This window comes from Sphingomonas panni (genome assembly GCF_022664435.1).
Lineage (GTDB): Bacteria > Pseudomonadota > Alphaproteobacteria > Sphingomonadales > Sphingomonadaceae > Sphingomonas > Sphingomonas panni.
The window spans coordinates 234796-252615 of the sequence record NZ_JAKREU010000005.1; the positions used below are offsets into that span (position 1 = coordinate 234796).

Below are 17820 nucleotides of genomic sequence, written 5' to 3' on the forward strand. Positions count from 1 at the left end.
GACCAGACTATTCGGCTGCGTCCTCGAGGCCGATGACGTCATCGTCATCGGCGTCATCCTCATCCTCCACCTCGGGGGGATTCGCCTTCTCGTGCTGGAGCAGGGCGCCTATCATCTCCTTGTGGATGGCTTCCGAGCGGCTGACGAGATCGCGAAGGCCTATCACCTCCCAGGCAGCCCCGGGTCCATCCTCCCTGATTCTGCTCAGAAGGTCCTTTGACCCCTCTGCGGTCGTATTCGTAGCGGGCATGGCCCCGATCAGCACGCCACGTACCCGAGGCTCGTATCCGCGCCCAGTGAACTCCATTCTCAGCCATTCATCCACCTTGCGCATATAGCGCCTGAGCTGTTCGAGGTGAGCGATATCCAGTGGGATGTCGGTGGATTTCAGTTCGACGATGAGGACGGTATCAGGCCGTGACCGTCCGTCCCCCAGAACGAACACGAGATCCGGGCGCGTCGCATCCCGTTCCTTTTCCTCGTCGGTCGCTGGTTTGGCACTAGCATCGATCCGCAGCTCAACGGACAGTGCCTTCAGTACCTTGTCGAAGTCGTCGTCGCTGTTGACGTAGCTCGACAGTTCGGGATGGATGATCCACGGATTGTCCTTGAGAAGCTGGTGGAGCCTCGCTTCATTGCGAGGACCGGAGCGCCAATTCTCCTCGCCTTCTCGCGTCAGCTTGTCGACGGCGACGATGCCGTTCCGGCGCCCCCTGTAGATCTTGAGCGCATCGCCCTCTTCGACCTTGCGGAGGGCTTGGAGCTCCCTGAGCACCTGTTCCATGTCCTTGGGACTGCGCGCGATCTCGACCAGGTTCACCAGCACCTCGCCCGCCCCCATCGACTCCATGACAAGCGGCGCCACCAGCTGGAACTCCTCGGATGGCCCACCGTACCTGGCGATCATCACCTTCATCACCTTGCGTCCGGCCGCACGCTGAGTAGCCGGAAGCTGCTTGAGCCTGCGCCTGATCTCCTCCATCTCGGGAGCGTTCTTGATGAACTCACCCGCCTTCTTCTCCTTCACACCGCCGTTGTCCTTGATGGCCTGCTCCATCAGTTCCGTTACGCGCTTGACGAAGGCGTCGACGAGCTCGTTGTCCCGCAGCAGATCACCACGATCGGTGCTGATGAGGTCGACGTTCTGGCGATCCAGTTCATCGGCCTCGATGATGCACTCCATGTACTGGTGCGCCATGAAGTTGTGCATGCCCGTCTTCATGTCGAGCAGGCTGGGGCCGAATGCGAGCCGATTGTTGCAGTAGATGCGCGCACCGCGTTTCGCGGCTTCGAGGCTCTTGCTCTTGAACTTGACGACGTAGCGGAACTTTAGCCGGCCGATGTCGTCGTCGCCGACCTCGTCCTCCGCCATCGGCTCGACGTCGTCGACACGCCCGGGCAGCACCACATCCGGCGATGGTTCCGTTGAGGGATCTCCGACAGCAGCTTCATCGTCATCGAACTCCGCGGCTTCGTCGGGACCATCCTCGGCCAGCGCGTTCAGGATCGGACCATCCTCCTTGCGTGCCAGATGTTCAGGCCAGACGTACACGACGTCACCCGTCCGCCTGGCGATCGGATCTCCGTTGATCCTGATCGCGAACTGGCTGGGCCGGACAGGGTAGAACGCGTTGGCCAGGGCGTCCTCCAGCTGCTCCTTCGAGAACTTCATGGAGTCGCACTTCAGGCCGCTCAGCGTGATCGTCGTACCGCTATCCTCAAGCGGCAGACCCTCCTCATACACCGCGTCGATCGGCACCTTGTTCAAGTCGGCGGCGTTCAGCAGATCGTCCTGACGAAGGTCGAACGTCGTCGCGAACGTCTCGCCCTTTCGTTTAGTCCGCACGGACATGTTGAGGGCAGCGCCAAAGCCGGACAGCTTGCCGATGCCCTTGCGTCCCATCACGTAGCGCTTGCCGGCTTCGGTACGCAGCCCGTTCGCGTTGTGATCGGATCGTCGGTCACGGTTGATCGGCAGAAACTTGTTCTGGACCTCGTCAGGAAGCATTCCGTGGCCGTTGTCCCGGATGACCACCGTCAGATCCGGCAGCGGATCCTCGACGAAGCTCATGACCGGCTTCTCCGCCTCCGGCGGCAGGACCGCCCCCGCCTCGGCTGCGATCCTCTCCTCTTCGGCACGACGCTCGGTCAATGCGCGCAGTTCGTCCGCATGATGTTTCTTCGCTGCCGCCCGGACCTCCTGCCGGGCGCGCTGGATGCCGTCGACGTCAAGGTCGATGTCCAGCGTGGTGGCGTCTCCGTCGTAGGCATTCGCTGCGAATTCGACCAGGCACTTCCCCAGCGAACCATACATGTTGATCCCGAGGTTGTTGAGCAGGCGTCCCATGATGACGACAGTGAACTGCGGCGGACGGGACGTGACGTTGGACATGGATGCTCCCTCTCGAAGCCGAGACTAACCGCATGGGTCACTCGCCGGAAGGGGGAGGTCGGGCTCATCGAAGAAAACGTCTCAGCGCTGCGTATGATGAATGAACCATTCTGGGTGGGATATCCCGACACGATCATGGACGTACTGCGCGCGGGCGCCGAGTTGGGTCGGCACGTGACGGAGCGGACCGAGGCGGAGGTGATGGAGGGTCTCGACCTGTCCAGACTGTAGGCGGCATAAAGCATCGGCATATCCGTTCCGAACGTGGACCGGAACGGGGTCCGTCGGAGGAGTGGGCGGCTCCGACGCGGCGAGGCGGCAGCTCGGATCCCGTCCCGGTTGATTCGGCCCGTCCCGATGGACCCGTCCCGCTTCCAAATCCCCGAAGGAAGCGAACGGCCGAGGCCGGGAACCCATGAACGAACATAAGACGCTCGAGGCGGTCTCGATCCATGCACCGGGAAGGCGCCCGTCACCAAATCTCTCGAACGGCTCCGTGCCGACCGCGTTCCCGGACTCGGTCGAAGGCGCTGCGGTCCTGTTCTCAGCGCGCGGTTATCGTGGCGCCGCTCGCGGAACGGAGGGTGAGCCCACCCGTATCGTCGATGGCATAGCTCTCCACCTTCCCGAGCAGATCGATCAGGCGGCCCTCCTGTTCCATCAGGGCGGGCGGGCACGCCATACGGGTGAGACCGATCGTGCCGATCGTCAGTCTCGATCCCTCGACACGATGGGTGCCGGTCATGCGATTGCACGTCGCGGATCCCGAAAAGCCGCCATCGGATGCGAACACCAGCGTCGCATGCGAGTCGTCGACGATCCCACTCCCCGCAATGTCCTCGACGACCCATTCGCGACCCGTCAGTCGGCTCGCGCCGCCGGTCGAAACCGGGGAGGTCGCCGCGGTCGTCGCACAGGCCGACGCGAGCAACGCGGTCGCACCTGCCGTCAGCAACTTCAGCTTCGTTGACATGATCTTCCTTCCTCGCAAACCCTACGGCAGTACCTCCCCGTTGCACTTCCGGACCTGTACAGATGCTTGATGGCGGTACGCCTTTTCGTCGGCGATCTTTCAGTCCGAAGCATCGATCGGCAGGTTCGCCTTGTTCGAGGTCCGGGCGTCGCCGCCTTAGCCTCCCCGATCGCGGATTGCGGATTGCGGATTGCGGATTGTGCCGACGAGCTCGATGGCGAGCCGATCGCAATCGGGAGCGATACGCTGCGCAAGAAGGAAAGGTCGCGGCCTTCCTGCCGCGAGGCTCAATATGCGAAGCGACCGTCCACGCCTTTCGCGACGTCGGCTTGCGGCCTGCGGCTTTGCGGCTTGCGGCTTTGCCCGCTGATGACGGTTCCGGAGGCCCTGCCCTGTCCCGCGACGCGGGGAACGAAGGCATGGCTGGTCGCGCATGGACCCTCCTTCGTCTCCGCTTCAAGAGGTGGGAACCCTTGAAAGTGATCGCGGATGCGCGCATCAAGTAATCCATGCACACGGGATCCTCTTCCCTGCCACCCTCCGTTCCCGCGGGGAGCAGCACCGCACGCCTGCACCTCTAGACCGTCCAGCGGTCTAGGGGCATCGGTCGCCGCGTCCGATGCCGAACTGCCTTTCCGGCAATCGCATCACTGCCATTCCGGCAATCGCATCACTGCCATTCCGGCAATCGCATCGACGCACCAGGAGTCCGTCGAGCCTCCATCGGAGCTCCCTCTTGTTCCTAACTCGCTTCACGGCGCTCGGGGCATGCCTCGTCGCCACCGTCGTGGCCGCGGTCTATCTGCCCGCTGCCTGGGCCATCCCCGTTTTCGTCGCCGGCTCGGCGCTCTCGCTCGCCGGGCTCTACGATCTCGCCCAGCCACTCCATTCCGTACGCCGAAACTACCCGATCATCGGTCGTCTTCGATGGGTCTTCGAGGAGATCCGACCGGAGATCCGCCAGTACCTGATCGAGGACGACAACGACAAGACGCCGTTCTCGCGTGCGCAACGCTCGCTCGTCTACGCACGTGCGAAGAACGAAAGCAGCGACAGGGCATTCGGCACCCTCGTCGACGTCTACCGCAACGGGTACGAGTTCATCGGACATTCGACCCGACCGGCGCCACTCGCCGATCCCGCCACCTTCCGCATCCCGATCGGCGGCCACGACGGTTCCCCGCCGTATCTCGCTTCCATCTTCAACATATCGGCGATGAGCTTCGGGTCGCTGAGCGCGAACGCCATCCGGGCCCTCAACAAGGGTGCGCGCATGGGCGGCTTCGCTCACGATACGGGAGAAGGCGGCATCAGCCCCTACCACCGGGAGCATGGCGGCGACCTCATCTGGGAGATCGGCAGCGGCTACTTCGGCTGCCGGACGGCGGAAGGAAGGTTCGATCCGGCTCGCTTCGCGGAACAGGCCGCCGATCCGCAGATCAAGATGATCGAAGTCAAGCTGAGCCAGGGCGCGAAGCCTGGGCACGGCGGCATCCTGCCCGGGGAGAAGGTCACGTCCGAGATCGCCGCGACACGCGGCGTTCCGGCGGGGCAGGACTGCATCTCGCCGGCCCGACACAGCGAGTTCTCGACGCCCATCGAGCTGATGCGCTTCGTCGCGGATCTGCGTCGTCTGGCGAAGGGCAAGCCCGTGGGTCTGAAACTCTGCATCGGCCAGCCGTGGGAGTTCATGGGCATGGTGAAGGCCATGCGGGAGACCGGGATCCTGCCCGACTTCATCGTCGTCGACGGTGCCGAGGGGGGAACCGGTGCCGCACCGGTCGAATTTGCCGACAATCTGGGCATGCCGATGCGCGAAAGTCTGCTCTTCGTCCACAACACCCTCGTGGGCGCCGGTCTCAGAAGTCGGATCAAGGTGGGAGCAGCGGGCAAGATCGTGAGCGCGTTCGACATCGCGGCCGTTCTCGCCCTCGGCGCGGACTGGACCAATGCGGGGCGTGGATACATGTTCGCGCTCGGCTGCATCCAGTCCCTCTCGTGCCACACGAACCGGTGTCCCGTCGGCGTCGCTACGCAGGATCCGATGCGTCAACGCGCCCTGGTCGTGCCCGACAAGGCGGAAAGGGTCTTCAACTTCCATCGCAACACCATGCGGGCGCTGGCCGAGATGACTGCCGCCGCCGGGCTGGATCACCCATCGCAGCTCGATGCCCATCACCTCGTGAGACGCGTGTCCCTTACCGAGATCCGATTGTTCTCGCAGCTCCACATGTTCCTTGAGGACGGAGAACTGCTCGACGCCTCCAACGACCGTGACTTCTACAGCACCGCATGGGCCCTCGCTCGCGCGGAAAGCTTCGATCTGGCGGCGTGATCACGCTAACCATCGGGAGATGCGGCCTCCGGGACGGGGCAATGCAAACCCTCCGGAGTCTCCACGGCTCCCAGTGTCATGACGGCCGCCGTCATCGTGATCTGGGACATATGGTGGAACACCCTCCTGCCCTCGCGGATGGTTCCGTCGCCGCCTCCGCATACAGATCGCGGTTCGTCCATCCCCCGATGTAGAGCACGACGACGCCGAATGGGCCCGATCGCGCCGACCGCGAAGGCCGGCTTGCGCTCGACGTCGAAGCTGCAGACGGACGGCTGCCCGACACGATGGTTCCCCACTTCTCGATCACCACGGTATTGGCGGCACCGAGAACGATCGCGATATCTGCCCACATGAGCGCGCCTTCGAACATCGATGCCTCGGTCTGATGATGCATGATGATGCGGAACACGGGCTGCAAACGTCGAGCGATGCGTTCGGTCATGCCGCGGAAGGTGGTTCAGGGTTTCGAAGGTGCTACGTGCGGGCGTGATCGCGTCCGACGATCAACGACCTGAGCCGCGACAACGCCGCTTCCTCGCCTCGATCGCCAGCGAAACGGACGGCAGGCCCCTCATCATGACGGGATCGGCCGAACTGCTTCTGCCGAAGCTGGAGAAGGGCGGACTCGACATCGTCGTCGGCCGCTTCGCGGCCGAGACCCCGTGGCAGAAGCGGGTGACGCTGCTTCCAGATTCCAGGAGGAGGAAGAACGACCGGGAGGCACTTCCATTGGCGGCGGCGGTACGGAACGGAGAGAACGGCTGGATCGCCCTCGTCCATCGCCATGCGCCCATTCTCGAAGGAGCGAACCGTTGAACCGCGATCCGCCGGAACACGTGCTGCGGCAGATCGCCACGGCCCGTCGTCTCGAATGGTGGACGATAGGCTGGATGACGAGCATCATCGCGATCATGTGGCTGGCGATGGGTTCCAGTCAGGCGATGAAGACGGCGCTCGTCGAGGACGTCCTGAGCCTCGTTCCCGCGGTGGCGTTCCTCGTCGCCCTACGCTTCGAAGGCCGTAGGCCGACCACGGCGTTTCCATTCGGCTTCGACCGGGTACAAAGCCTCTCGTCATTGATAGCGGCGGTCGCCCTCTGCGGCGTCGGTGCGGTCCTCATATCCGATTCCGCCGCTTCGCTCGCTTCTGGGGAGCACCCAACGATGCCGCCGGTCCGGATCATCGGGTTCGACGTCTGGCAGGGCTGGGTCATGATCGCCGGCCTGCTGTACTCGATCGTGCCTCCGGTGATACTCGGCAGGCTCAAGTTGCCGATCGCTCGCAGGCTGCAGGACGAGGTGCTCAACACGGACGCCATGATGCAGAAGGCGGACTGGATGACGGGCGTGACCGGGGTCGCCGGCGTGATGGGGGTGGGCTTGGGCTACTGGTGGACGGACGCGGCTGCCGGCGCACTGATCTCCGTCAGCATCCTGAAGGACGGCATCACGTCGGTGCGCGTCGCGACGGCCGAACTGGTCGACGGCACCCCGCGCCGCCTGGGACGGACCGAACTCGCAGAGGACGCGCGGCGGCTGCGCGAGGGACTGGCCGAACTGTGTCCCGGCTGCACCGTCCGCCTACGCGCCACCGGTCGCTACATCCATGCCGAAGTGATGGGTCCGATCCCGGACCGCGTCCCTTCCCGCGACGAGGCGTGGCGCGGCGACCCGGATCGAGCATGGAGATTGGCGCAGGTCAGCTTCGTCCCCGAAACCGGCCAGGGGGCGGAAGCCGTTCCGGTGCCGCACGTCCGAAGCACCTGAACGGCCGTCCGGGAACATGCCCATGGGAGCAACGGTCTCATGGCAAGGGGTCCGATGGAACCGGGTTCCAGGAGAAGACCCGCGTCGAGGACGGACGCTGGTCGAAGCGTCGTCCGTCCCGGCCGAACATCGCTCACCCGGAGGTGAGGATGCAGTACGAGAGCACCGGAACGCCGATAAGGAGGATCAGCGACGCCGTGGTGGGATCCACGACGCCGAAACCGTCCCTCCAACCCTTCCGAACTTCCCCTTCGTGATTATCGTCCGGCGACGCACGACGCCCCCCGTCCTGATGGTTCTGCATGATCGTTCCCGCTGGCATCCGCTGGCGAACACCCTCGGCGTCCGCTTCGACAAGTCGGCCTGTTCCCGAACCGGACGGACTCGGCCGTCGGGTCCGGGCTACGGACGTGCGGCGAGTTGGCCCGCGTGCAGGCGGAAGCGGCTGAAGGTCTCGCATCCGATCATGGGGCTGAATGTAGAGTATGGTCCCAGCCGGTCAATCGTCGATCGGGAATTTCGCCGAATGGATATTGAAGCGCCGTCCGAAACACCCTAGATCCGTCGTGCGGGCCGGGCCCCTCTGACGATCTCGTCTCACGAGATCGTGATGTCGGACCGCATCGGGTTGATCTCGATCGTGGCCTGGCCTCCTGCCTCCCGTCGTCTTCGACCCGATCTCCATGTTCTTCGACGGAGAGAGGCAGTGCATACCGACTTCTACAGGATGACCCGGCTCCACCAGCGGCTAAATGAACACATCCGTGCCGAAGCAGACCGGCGGGTTCCGGATCCGCTGGACCTGTTCCGGATGCGCCGGCTGCGCCAACGCGTGAAGAACCGTCTTCGCGGCCTCGTCATGACGCCCTCCCCGGCCTGACGTCGGCCGGCATGACGCCTCGCGTCGCTTCGACCATCCCCTGATACAGATCGGAAACCGCAATGCCGCTACTGGCTACCTTCGCGACCATCGTCGCCCTCGCGGCCGGAACCGCTCCGCAGCACGTCGTCACCATACGGCATGCCGCAGCAGGTTCGGCGCGCGTCGAATACCGTGCCACGCCTTCGATCCGCTACCGACAGCTGGGAGCGGTCGCACCCGGCGGACGCCCCTCGACCCTGCGTTGCTCCTGGTCGGCGGACCTGATCGTCGATCGGGTCGCTACGCTCGACGCAGGCACGATGCTTTCCCGCAGCTTCGTTCGGAGGGGCATCGTCGACGGAAGCCGACCCGGATGGTGCGGCAGCAGCCGCGCCGTCATCGAAGGGGAGGCGGGCAAGCGCATCGGATCGACCGACCGCCACGTACAGGCGGCGGCCGCTGCCGATCGACCCGTACTCATAGCCGAACTGGACCGGTCCGGCCCGCCCTCGCCCGCGCGGTAGCCGAATTCGACCTCGGACCGTCGTCGGCGAAGATCCGAGGTCGTTGCGACCCACCGCCCGACACTTTGCGAACCCGTCCTGGAAGGACGCTTCATGGAAATGCTCTCGGGACTGTTCCTGGGCACCCCGATATGGATGTGGCTGACGTTCCTCGGCGTCGTCGCGGCTCTGCTCGTCCTGGACCTCGGGGTCCTGCACCGCAAGCAACGCGAGATCGGCGTACGCGAAAGCCTCGTCCTGTCCGCGGGTTACATCACGCTGGGTCTGGCCTTCGGCGGCTGGATCTGGTGGTACGTCGGCCCGGCCGCCGGTCTGGACTACGTGACCGGCTTCGTGATCGAGAAGAGCCTGGCGATGGACAACGTGTTCGTCATCGCGATGATCTTCGGCTACTTCGCCATCCCGCGCATCCACCAGCATCGCGTGCTGTTCTGGGGCATCCTCGGCGTGATCGTGCTCCGCGCGTTCATGATCGGGTTCGGAACGGCGCTGGTCGACCGGTTCGAATGGGTCCTCTACGTCTTCGCGGCCTTCCTGATGTTCACCGGCGTCAAGATGTGGCGTTCGGCGGAAGGCGAAGAGGACGTCGCGAACTCGCACGTGCTCCGTTGGGTGCGAAGCCGCCTGCCCGTCACCGATCGGCTGCACGGCGATCGATTCTGGATCAAACGGCGGGATGCAGCGAGCGGCCGGATGCGGCGGGTGGCGACGCCGCTGCTGCTGGCGCTCGTCATGATCGAGTGCGCCGACGTGATCTTCGCCGTGGACTCCGTGCCGGCGATCTTCGCCATCACGACCGATCCGTTCGTCGTCTACACGTCGAACATCTTCGCCATCCTCGGCCTGCGTGCGCTCTACTTCGCTCTCGCGGCGATGGTCGATCGCTTCGCCTACCTCAAGTACGCTCTTGCGGCGCTGCTCGTCTTCATCGGATCGAAGGTCTTCGTTGCGGATCTGTTCGGCATGGAGAAGTTTCCCCCAGTCACCTCCCTCGGCATCACGGTGGCGATACTCGCCATCGGCGTGACGTGGTCCCTCTGGAGGACGCGGGAAGCCGGACGGATCCGGTGAACCGGTGACGATGACGACCGCACGGCGCATCGATGGCTGGCGGCAGGCATTCCGCCGAGTCCGCATGCCCGACATCAGTCCTCGATCGAAGCGGCGATCGTCCGTTCGCTACGAACGATCGCCGCCGACGCAGGAATCGAAGCGGGACGAAGAAGCGCTCGATCGGCAGTCCGTCGCGAGAACAAGAAGGTCCGCGATGCGTCGGCGTCTCGGACGAGCACCGACCGGACGGGAGCATCCTTGCGATCGAAGCGCATCTTCATGGCGTTCCGCGACGGATCGACGACGAGTCGCGTGCCGTCCGACACGCCGACGTAGAAGGATGGAACAGCGGCAAGCCCGCCGTTGTCGGTGGTGAGCCGGTAGGGCACCGATCGGCCGCCCATCACCAGTCGATCTGCTTCGAACGTGATGGAACCGCAGCATCGACTGACGTAGACGCCTTCGGCGAGCGCGGTCGGGGGGGGGGAATCGATGACGAAGAACGTCGATATCCCCATGCACGCAGCACCCAGCCCGGCGACGCAGATCATAGCCCAGCGCCGGGAGGTCTCGATCACGTCCCTGGTCAGCGCCCGCAGCCCTCCTGGTCGTGTTCTCGACGAAAGGCGCTCAACGACGTCCGCAGGCATCGGCAGACGTCGTCGGCACGTCGGCCCCGTCTCGCATCGCGGACTTGGCCGATCAGAACGGGACGGGATCGTTCAGGCGCGGTGTCGAGTTCGTCCATTGGCGAACCTCCGTCCGCATCGGATGCGCCGCGCCGGAGGGGAACGTGGACCGGCGACGCGCGCCGGTCCGGCGCGAGGTCGACGACGCCCACCCTGCTCGGTACGAAGCGGATCGTCCGGATCAGGCCGACTTCTGCCGTACCTTCACGATGACCAGTCGACGCTCGTTCCCCTCCCTGTCCGGCCAGAGGATGGACTGTCCCTCGCGCAGACCGATCAGGCCCGCGCCGACGGGCGTGAGGATGGAGATCCGACCGGCGGAGATGTCTGCTTCGGACGGGTAGACGAGCTTCACGGTCCGCTGCGCGCCGCTTCCCTCGTCCACGAATTCGACGAGCGCGTCCATGGTCACGACGTCCGAAGGGATGCTCGCGGCCGGGTGGAGCTTCGCTCGGGCGGTCTCGCGAAGCAGGAGCATGCTGACCTGGGGGGAGCGGTGCTCGTTCCCGAGCGCCAGGTCGGAGAGCTTGTCCGCCTCTTCCTCGATCATGTGTATCTGGGGCCGTGTGGCCGCCGCTCTCGTTGCATTCATGGTGATCTCCTGGGCATCCGCCTCCAAGGGCGGCGACGTTCATCGACGTATCGGGCCCCGAGCTCTTCGGGACATGCCGTAGGAGAGCCCGGGGCTAGTCGCCCGCGAGAAGTTGTCCCGCATGGAGACGGCGTCGGAGATGGCGCACGCGAGGCTGCATTCTTGGCATGATGTCTCTCGCGCGCCCGCGTGTCAAACGCATCGCGTCCCGCCCCTCCCGCCGACGTCCGGTGCTCCATCCGGCGGGGAACGGGCGTCGAATACGTGCCGCCTCATCCGGAGACCTCGTCCGGACCGTCTCCTGCCGGGCCGACGTCGTAGCGACCGTGCTCCGACCGCCAGAAGCGCAACGGTCGCATGGGGTCGGCCACCCGACCCGCTTCGTGCGCGGCTCGTTCGGCCGCCAGCACGCTCGCCATGATCCGGGTCGCGACTGCGAACGGTCCGTCCCGATCCACCAGTTCGGCCCAGCCGCGGTACTCGCGCTCCTGCCACCGAACCCAGTCCCAGATCCGGACCGCCTCCTCGACGGAACGCGCGCCGAGGACCATGAACCGCCGACCAGCCCGTCTGGCCTCGATGCGCCCCATTCCGTCCTTCACGACGAGCCGCATCCGTACGACGTCCGCTCCGGGAGGGCGCCTCGACGTTCCCGCGCGCCGCGGCGCGCTCGATCGCTCGGCCATACGGGGGCCGTCGGACGCCGCTAGGATCTCCGCGTCGAGTACGCCGTCTAGAAACCGCGCGCCGAGCAGATCCGCCATCCGCCCCCACCAACGAAGATGCCGCCGCCGCGAGAACAGTCTCCTGTAGACCGTTCTGGCGACCTCCCGATCGGTGAACGGATGGCTCCAGACGTCCTGCGTGGCGAAGCCCTCGTCGCAGCCGGCACGAACGCGCACGATCGCGACCTCGGCGGACTTTCGCATCGGGCGCAAGTGGAGAAGGTAGGCGGCGTCGTCGGACGGATCGGCATCCTCGATCACGGGGTTCTCCTCGCTGCGGTCGATGGCCCGCCGTCAGTCGGCGGCGTAGCGGCACGTCCAGTCCGTCCTGCGGAAATTCGGCCTGCCCCTTCCGGCGTAGACGTTGAGGGAGGCCCATTCGACCTCTTCGTCGAAGGCTTCCGTCGGCACCTCGGTCCACCATCGCCGCCGCGTCGCGTCCCAACGGTATCCGCGCGTCCTCAAGAGGTCCCCCGCCCCGAGCGGGGCATGGTGCGCCTCGACGATCCACCCGGGACTGGCCGCCGTGGCGATCGCCCGCGCGAGGACCGTCGGACCGGTCTCCGGGGCGTGATCCAGCAGACGCAGGAGCGCCGAGACGTCGGCGTCCGCGTTGGAAGTCCCGTAGAACCAGCCCATCTGCGCCAACAGGCCGCGGAGACCAGTCCCGTCGAAGCCGAACGCGCCCCAATCGACGTCGCGCATGCTGCAGATCCACGGTCGCCCGGCGGCGAGCGGCAGCCGCTTCTCGACGAAGGGACGATCGAAGCCGGCATCATGCGCCACGACGAAGTCGGCATCCAGGATCAGGCTCGTCGCCTCCGCTTCGCAGATCCGACGTCCGGCGACGGCGAACTCGTCATGACAGGTACGCTTTCCGATCCCAGGCACGTGCTCTCCGGTATCCCCGAGCCAGCTGAAGGCAGGACCCGCGTGGGTGATCCGGCCCGACGCGTCCGCCCGGAAGCACTGCATCGAGAGTTCGCTCAACGCATGTTGAAGATGATCGGAACCCGTGGTCCCGACGCGGACCGCGCAGCCGGAGACGCAACCCCCGTCGCGCGACGGCGAACCGCCGTAGCGCGAGATGGGACGCAGACGTCGCTGGACGCGGTAGTCCGGATGGCGCTCGAGAAGCATCGCCAGCGTCTCAGCCGACGTCGACCCGAACGCCGTGACCTTGCTCACTGTACGAACCGCTGCTGGATCGAGATCGACAGACCCTTGGCCAGCACCGAGGACGGATCGCGAGCCACCTGCTCGAGCATGTCGGTCAGCGCGGGCGATACGAGCGCCTCCACCAGCGGCCGGCAGGCATCGAACCCTTCCACGATCTCCACGTCCGCAGGAGCGAGGCGTCCGTGCCGGCGCCGGATCCGCGTCTCCGCTTCGCTCCTGTCCACGGCGACGATCGCGTCGAAGGCATGCAACGAGCTCGTTTCCGAACCGCTCACGACGTAGGAGGTCCACAGACGCGGCCGAGCGCCCGCGGAACCGGAGCCGCAGTCCCCCTGCCCCACGTCCGGCGCGCCACGATCGTCGTGAGGTGCGAGGACTTCGTCATTCTCGTCCATGTCATCCTCGTCCTCGGCCATGAGATCGTCCAGCGCTCCCGGGTCCGCGTCCGTACCCAGCGCCAGACCATGGAGCAGGACCGCGCGAAGGCAATCGTCGCGGTCCAGGCACGCCTCCAGCGGCGTCCTTCCGTCGAAGAGGCGTCTGGGGGCCAGCATCCATGCCACGGGATCACCGTCCACGCCGTCGCGGGCGAACCTGGAGGCGCTCTCCGCCGCGACCAGCGCCAGCCGTACGAGCGCACGCCTGGTCGTGTGCACGATCTCGTCGCTCGCGAGGTCGCGTTCGAGCGGATCCTCGTAGGGTCGCGGCGCCGTCACGCCGCATTCGGTCGAGCCGCACGTCCCGATGAAGTCCATCCGCATAGCATCTCTCCTGCCGCGCCGGTCCGTCGTCGCCCGGTCGGCGGCTGCACCGGACAAGCACCAACATAGACATGATTAACAATAGTGCAATGTATTTTGCATCATTTATTTTTGAATAGTAACTTCCGGTGACGCGCGGTGCGGCATGCATCCGCCGATCGGACGAAGCCTATGCGACGGGGGCGGTGTCCGCGCCGAGGCAGCCGGTCAGCCGGCCGGTGCTGTCGAGGTCGCGCGCAGGTGGCGGGCCGGCACGGCTTCGAGCGACCTCGCGAACCCCTCTCGGTCATCAGGACGCTGATGATCGCCCGCCTCGCGGTTCTCGCGAAGCCCGACGCGGTCGCGTCCCGGACGCACGGTCGCTTCGTTGCCCGCGTCATCGGGTCGGACACGGTCGGTGCGCCGACCAGCTTCGACGCCGGGTCGTGCCGCAGCCGGCGGCGCGCCGTTCGAACCCCTTGCGTCGAAGCGGTCCATGCTCCGCACCCGGAAGGGCGAGACCGAATCGTCGGCTGCACGTCGCGCCTCGAAGCGGAGGCGGCCTCCCACACGAGCGTCCGCGGAGAACACGGGATACGTTGTTCTGTTAAGGGTGACGTACGTGTCACCCCGGGGCGACATCGACGTCATCCGCGATCCCGACCGATCCGACGCCCCCCATCGGGCCAGCAGGCGATCACGGCGATCGAGCAGGACCCGTTGGTTGCACAGCATGAGGATGTCACCAGCACCCGGTCCCGGCCTCTCCCCCGCCTGGCGCCGCACCGATCGGTCGACGGCGCGGACACCGTAGCATTCCGCGCGCATCCCCTACGGCCTCGCCATTCGTCCCGCACCCCGAGCACCCCTTGGTCCATGAGGACCGACCTGGTCCGGGCACGGATCAGACCCCCCGTGGATCCCGCCGCGCGGTCGCGCGGGGGAAACTCCCTGGAGGTACCGTCAGCGACGGGGCCGCCTTGAAGAAGGCGATCCGGTGGGAGCCGAACCCGGAAGATCGCAGCGTACTCCAGACGTCCCGATCGACCGGCGGTTCAGAGCCAATTGGATCAACGGAATATGAATTATCGTTTGGCGTAGCCCGCAGGTCGTCCTACATGTGATGCATGAAGGAACCGGATGCCCTGAAGATGCTCTCCGCGCTGGGTCAGTCGATCCGACTGCGCGTTCTGACCACGTTGGCGCAGGCCGGTTCGGACGGCATGGCCTCCAGCGATCTCGCCGACCTCGTCGGCGTTCCGCGCAACCTCATGAGCGCGCATCTGGCGGTGCTGTCCAAGGCGACCCTCGTGACGTCCCGGAAGAGTGGCAGATCGGTGGTCTACGTCATCCACCGGAACGCCCTGATCGGTCTCGGGAACCACCTGACCGCTCTTGCCGCTCGCGGGAACGGGACGGGGAAAACCGGATCGACCTGATCCGGCAAGGCAGGACGTCGTCGAGGTCCGTTTCACGGGTCCGCCGGAGTTCATCCACTCCAGCCGCGATCGAACCCGGATCCTCGGAATGGAGGGGACGGGCTCCGGCGGACGTCTACGGCGGTCGATCGGATAATCGACACCTGTCCGTTCACCGCAGGACATCGATGGGCCTCTCGCGTGTTCTGGTGGAAGCATGACCACGCCCCAACTCCTCTCGATCGCCACGCTCGTCGGCATGATGGCGCTGTTCCTCTGGGGCCGCTTCCGCTACGACGTGACGGCGATCCTCGCTCTGCTGGCCGCCCTTGCGCTCGGCATTGTCCGTCCGGAGGACGCCTTCAAGGGCTTCTCCGACGACATCGTCGTCATCGTCGGCTCGGCGCTCGTCATATCGGCGGCGGTGCAGCGATCGGGCGTGATCGAGCGTGGCCTCCGGGTCGTAGGACGACGGGTCACGCGCGTACGATCGCAACTCGTCGTGCTCATCACGTCGGTCGGCATCGCCAGCGCGCTCGTTAAGAACATCGGGGCGCTCGCCATGCTGATGCCGGCGTCGTTCCAGATGGCGAGGAAGAACGACGCCAGTCCGTCCGTCTTCCTGATGCCGATGTCGTTCGCCGCCCTCCTCGGCGGTCTCATGACCCTGATCGGCACGTCTCCGAACATCATCGTCAGCCGCGTGCGCGAGGAGATGACCGGCGAGCCGTTCGGCATGTTCGACTATACGCCCGTCGGCGTCGGGCTGTTCGTCATGGGACTGATCTATCTGCGCTTCGCCTATCGCCTGATCCCGCGCGACCGACGCGCCGCGCCGACGATGGGCGAGGCGCTCGACATTCGCGGATACGTGACCGAGGTCGTCCTGCCGACCGGCTCCCCCGCGATCGGGGAGACGGTGCAGGCGTTCCTCGACCGGCATGAGAACGAGGTGACCATCACCCAGATGCTGCGCGGCGGCCTGCGCAGCGCACCGGTGGCGGAGACGGTGCTGCGCGAGGCCGACACGCTCATCCTCGGCGGCGAACCCGATGCGCTCGAACGCGTCATCGCCGGTGATCGTCTGGCGTACGAAGGGGAGGAGCGCGAGAAGGCGAAGGAGCGCCGCGAGAAGGAGAACGGTGGTACGACCGCCGAGGTCGGCGTGATCGAGGCGGTCGTCAACCTCGACTCCCGACTTGAGGGTCAGTCCGCTGGTCGACTGCGCCTACAGCACCGCTTCGGCGTCAACCTGGTCGCGATATCCCGACGCGGGGAGCGTCTCTCGCGGCGTCTGGCGAACACCACGCTCCGGGCCGGCGACGTGATCGTACTCCAGGGCGTTCTGGAAACGATGCCCGAGAAGCTGCGAGAGCTCGGCTGTCTTCCGCTGGCCGAACGCGAACTTCGCCTGGGGTCGAAACGGGCGACTTGGCTGCCGATCCCGATCCTCGCCGCCGCGATGCTGTCGACCGCGCTGGGATGGGTGCCCGTCGCGGTTGCCTTCTTCGCCGCGGCCGGTCTGGTCATGGCGACTGGTGCGATCAGTCCGCGCGAAGCCTACGACAACGTCGAATGGCCGATCCTGATCATGCTCGGCGCCCTGATCCCGGTGTCGGACACATTGCGGACGACCGGTGCATCCGATCTGATCGCGACGGCGCTGGCGCAGGTCGCCACCACGCTCCCCGCCTGGGGCGCGGTGGCCCTGATCCTCGCGGCTGCGATGGCGGTCACGCCGTTCCTCAACAATGCGGCGACCGTGCTGGTGATGGCGCCCATCGCCGCCCAGTTCGCCGGCGATCTCGGCCACCGCCCCGAAGCATTCCTGATGGCGACCGCCATCGGCGCCGGTTGCGACTTCCTGACGCCCATCGGACACCAGTGCAACACGCTGGTCCTCGGTCCAGGAGGCTATCGCTTCGGCGACTACGCCAGGCTCGGCGCACCGCTCTCCCTTCTCGTGCTCGCGGTGGGAACCCCTCTCATACTTCTGTTCTGGCCACTGCAGTGAGCGAGCCGCAGCGCCGCAACGCGCTCCCGACCCTCGATCCGGCCATCGGTGGTCCGACGGGCGCTACCGTCGGCCGTCGGGAGCGATCGGGGCACGGAACGACCCGACGTTGGTTCAGGCATTCTGAAAGGAGCATCGCATGATCGATCTCAACACCTCCACGGCCGCTGAACTGGACGAAGTGCCCCAGCTGGCCGGACATGGCTTCGAGATAGTGCGTTATCGGGAGGAACGGGGTCGCTTCGACGACGTACCGCAACTCGAAGAAGTGCCCGGCCTCGCCGGCAAGTGGGACGGAGCGGAGACGAGCGTCACGACCGGTTGATCGCTTGCGCGGGCTCGAACGATCCGTTCAGGTTCTCCGGCGGTGGCGGAGCATCCTCCGCCTTCCGTCATCCGGTACCTCGCGCCGCCGCCGTCCGATGGCAAGGGCCATCGGTTCGTGCTCAGCGTTTCGGCAGCGCGAAGGCAAGCGTATAGTCCCCGTATCGCGTGCCCAGCGCGCCATGCCCGCCCGCGGTGATCACGACGTACTGCCGCCCGTCGCGCCCGCGA

At 65.9% G+C, this 17820-nt stretch carries 19 protein-coding genes; 10 read left to right on the plus strand and 9 right to left on the minus strand.

Annotated features, from left to right (window positions below; all coding sequences use genetic code 11):
- Window positions 1-7 precede the first annotated feature (7 nt).
- Window positions 8-2392 (minus strand): ATP-binding protein, encoded by a 2385-nt coding sequence (locus MF609_RS11815; protein ID WP_242416512.1) that lies wholly within the window; start codon window positions 2390-2392, stop codon window positions 8-10.
- Window positions 2393-2485: 93 nt separating this feature from the next.
- Between MF609_RS11815 and MF609_RS11820 the strand changes: the two genes are divergently transcribed.
- Complete coding sequence (locus MF609_RS11820; RefSeq protein WP_242416513.1) at window positions 2486-2623, plus strand: hypothetical protein; 138 nt, start codon at window positions 2486-2488, stop codon at window positions 2621-2623.
- Between the two features lie 313 nt (window positions 2624-2936).
- Here the strand turns inward: MF609_RS11820 and MF609_RS11825 are convergent, their stop codons facing one another.
- On the minus strand, window positions 2937-3365 hold the full coding sequence (locus MF609_RS11825) for an META domain-containing protein (RefSeq protein WP_242416514.1): 429 nt from the start codon (window positions 3363-3365) through the stop codon (window positions 2937-2939).
- Between the two features lie 736 nt (window positions 3366-4101).
- Between MF609_RS11825 and MF609_RS11830 the strand changes: the two genes are divergently transcribed.
- On the plus strand, window positions 4102-5700 hold the full coding sequence (locus MF609_RS11830) for an FMN-binding glutamate synthase family protein (protein ID WP_242416515.1): 1599 nt from the start codon (window positions 4102-4104) through the stop codon (window positions 5698-5700).
- A gap of 91 nt (window positions 5701-5791) precedes the next feature.
- On the opposite strand, the gene MF609_RS11835 is transcribed toward MF609_RS11830, so the two are convergent.
- A complete protein-coding gene (locus MF609_RS11835) occupies window positions 5792-6145 on the minus strand; it encodes a hypothetical protein (RefSeq protein ID WP_242416516.1) in 354 nt (117 codons plus the stop codon).
- 44 nt (window positions 6146-6189) lie between these two features.
- On the opposite strand from MF609_RS11835, the gene MF609_RS11840 reads away from it, so the two are divergent.
- The 5 genes from MF609_RS11840 to MF609_RS11860 all read left to right on the plus strand — a co-directional run bounded on the left by MF609_RS11840 (window position 6190) and on the right by MF609_RS11860 (window position 9926).
- Window positions 6190-6519, plus strand: coding sequence for a hypothetical protein (locus MF609_RS11840; RefSeq protein WP_242416517.1), 330 nt, complete (start codon window positions 6190-6192; stop codon window positions 6517-6519).
- A complete protein-coding gene (locus tag MF609_RS11845; RefSeq protein ID WP_242416518.1) occupies window positions 6516-7469 on the plus strand; it encodes a cation diffusion facilitator family transporter in 954 nt (317 codons plus the stop codon). Before MF609_RS11840 ends, MF609_RS11845 begins: the two co-directional genes overlap by 4 nt.
- A 706-nt stretch (window positions 7470-8175) precedes the next feature.
- A complete protein-coding gene (locus MF609_RS11850; protein ID WP_242416519.1) occupies window positions 8176-8349 on the plus strand; it encodes a hypothetical protein in 174 nt (57 codons plus the stop codon).
- A 62-nt stretch (window positions 8350-8411) separates the two neighbouring features.
- A complete protein-coding gene (locus tag MF609_RS11855) occupies window positions 8412-8855 on the plus strand; it encodes a hypothetical protein (RefSeq protein WP_242416520.1) in 444 nt (147 codons plus the stop codon).
- Between the two features lie 93 nt (window positions 8856-8948).
- Window positions 8949-9926, plus strand: a complete 978-nt coding sequence (locus tag MF609_RS11860; protein ID WP_242416521.1) for a TerC family protein — start codon at window positions 8949-8951, stop codon at window positions 9924-9926.
- A gap of 74 nt (window positions 9927-10000) precedes the next feature.
- On the opposite strand, the gene MF609_RS11865 is transcribed toward MF609_RS11860, so the two are convergent.
- The 6 genes from MF609_RS11865 to MF609_RS11890 form a co-directional block, all read right to left on the minus strand.
- A complete protein-coding gene (locus MF609_RS11865) occupies window positions 10001-10486 on the minus strand; it encodes a hypothetical protein (protein WP_242416522.1) in 486 nt (161 codons plus the stop codon).
- A gap of 292 nt (window positions 10487-10778) precedes the next feature.
- On the minus strand, window positions 10779-11189 hold the full coding sequence (gene rnk / locus MF609_RS11870; protein WP_277991199.1) for a nucleoside diphosphate kinase regulator: 411 nt from the start codon (window positions 11187-11189) through the stop codon (window positions 10779-10781).
- A gap of 272 nt (window positions 11190-11461) precedes the next feature.
- The gene (locus MF609_RS11875) at window positions 11462-12175 is read right to left on the minus strand and encodes a hypothetical protein (protein WP_242416524.1); all 714 of its coding nucleotides are present in this window, start codon (window positions 12173-12175) and stop codon (window positions 11462-11464) included.
- A 33-nt stretch (window positions 12176-12208) separates the two neighbouring features.
- Window positions 12209-13102: a DNA polymerase III subunit epsilon gene (locus MF609_RS11880; protein ID WP_242416525.1), complete on the minus strand. Its 894-nt coding sequence runs from the start codon at window positions 13100-13102 to the stop codon at window positions 12209-12211.
- Entirely contained in the window at window positions 13099-13854 is a 756-nt protein-coding gene (locus MF609_RS11885) for a hypothetical protein (protein WP_242416526.1), read from the minus strand. The genes MF609_RS11880 and MF609_RS11885 overlap by 4 nt, the downstream gene beginning before the upstream one ends.
- A 207-nt stretch (window positions 13855-14061) precedes the next feature.
- Window positions 14062-14331, minus strand: coding sequence for a hypothetical protein (locus tag MF609_RS11890; protein ID WP_242416527.1), 270 nt, complete (start codon window positions 14329-14331; stop codon window positions 14062-14064).
- A gap of 629 nt (window positions 14332-14960) precedes the next feature.
- Between MF609_RS11890 and MF609_RS11895 the strand changes: the two genes are divergently transcribed.
- The 3 genes from MF609_RS11895 (at window position 14961) to MF609_RS11905 (ending at window position 17590) form a co-directional block, all read left to right on the plus strand.
- Window positions 14961-15272 (plus strand): ArsR/SmtB family transcription factor, encoded by a 312-nt coding sequence (locus MF609_RS11895; RefSeq protein WP_242416528.1) that lies wholly within the window; start codon window positions 14961-14963, stop codon window positions 15270-15272.
- Window positions 15273-15468: 196 nt separating this feature from the next.
- Window positions 15469-17265, plus strand: a complete 1797-nt coding sequence (locus MF609_RS11900) for an SLC13 family permease (protein WP_242416529.1) — start codon at window positions 15469-15471, stop codon at window positions 17263-17265.
- A 139-nt stretch (window positions 17266-17404) separates the two neighbouring features.
- Window positions 17405-17590 carry a ComEA family DNA-binding protein gene (locus MF609_RS11905; RefSeq protein WP_242416530.1) on the plus strand — a complete coding sequence of 62 codons (186 nt, stop codon included), beginning with the start codon at window positions 17405-17407 and terminating at the stop codon, window positions 17588-17590.
- Window positions 17591-17820 lie beyond the last annotated feature (230 nt).

What these genes read in the sequence shown, in the direction of transcription:
- MF609_RS11815 (WP_242416512.1), bottom strand. Translation starts at nt 2,392, where the DNA reads ATGTCCAACGTCACGTCCCGTCCGCCGCAGTTCACTGTCGTCATCATG.
- MF609_RS11820 (WP_242416513.1), top strand. Translation starts at nt 2,486, where the DNA reads ATGATGAATGAACCATTCTGGGTGGGATATCCCGACACGATCATGGAC.
- MF609_RS11825 (WP_242416514.1), bottom strand. Translation starts at nt 3,365, where the DNA reads ATGTCAACGAAGCTGAAGTTGCTGACGGCAGGTGCGACCGCGTTGCTC.
- MF609_RS11835 (WP_242416516.1), bottom strand. Translation starts at nt 6,145, where the DNA reads ATGACCGAACGCATCGCTCGACGTTTGCAGCCCGTGTTCCGCATCATC.
- MF609_RS11855 (WP_242416520.1), top strand. Translation starts at nt 8,412, where the DNA reads ATGCCGCTACTGGCTACCTTCGCGACCATCGTCGCCCTCGCGGCCGGA.
- MF609_RS11860 (WP_242416521.1), top strand. Translation starts at nt 8,949, where the DNA reads ATGGAAATGCTCTCGGGACTGTTCCTGGGCACCCCGATATGGATGTGG.
- rnk (WP_277991199.1), bottom strand. Translation starts at nt 11,189, where the DNA reads ATGAATGCAACGAGAGCGGCGGCCACACGGCCCCAGATACACATGATC.
- MF609_RS11885 (WP_242416526.1), bottom strand. Translation starts at nt 13,854, where the DNA reads ATGCGGATGGACTTCATCGGGACGTGCGGCTCGACCGAATGCGGCGTG.
- MF609_RS11890 (WP_242416527.1), bottom strand. Translation starts at nt 14,331, where the DNA reads ATGGACCGCTTCGACGCAAGGGGTTCGAACGGCGCGCCGCCGGCTGCG.
- MF609_RS11895 (WP_242416528.1), top strand. Translation starts at nt 14,961, where the DNA reads ATGAAGGAACCGGATGCCCTGAAGATGCTCTCCGCGCTGGGTCAGTCG.
- MF609_RS11900 (WP_242416529.1), top strand. Translation starts at nt 15,469, where the DNA reads ATGACCACGCCCCAACTCCTCTCGATCGCCACGCTCGTCGGCATGATG.
- MF609_RS11905 (WP_242416530.1), top strand. Translation starts at nt 17,405, where the DNA reads ATGATCGATCTCAACACCTCCACGGCCGCTGAACTGGACGAAGTGCCC.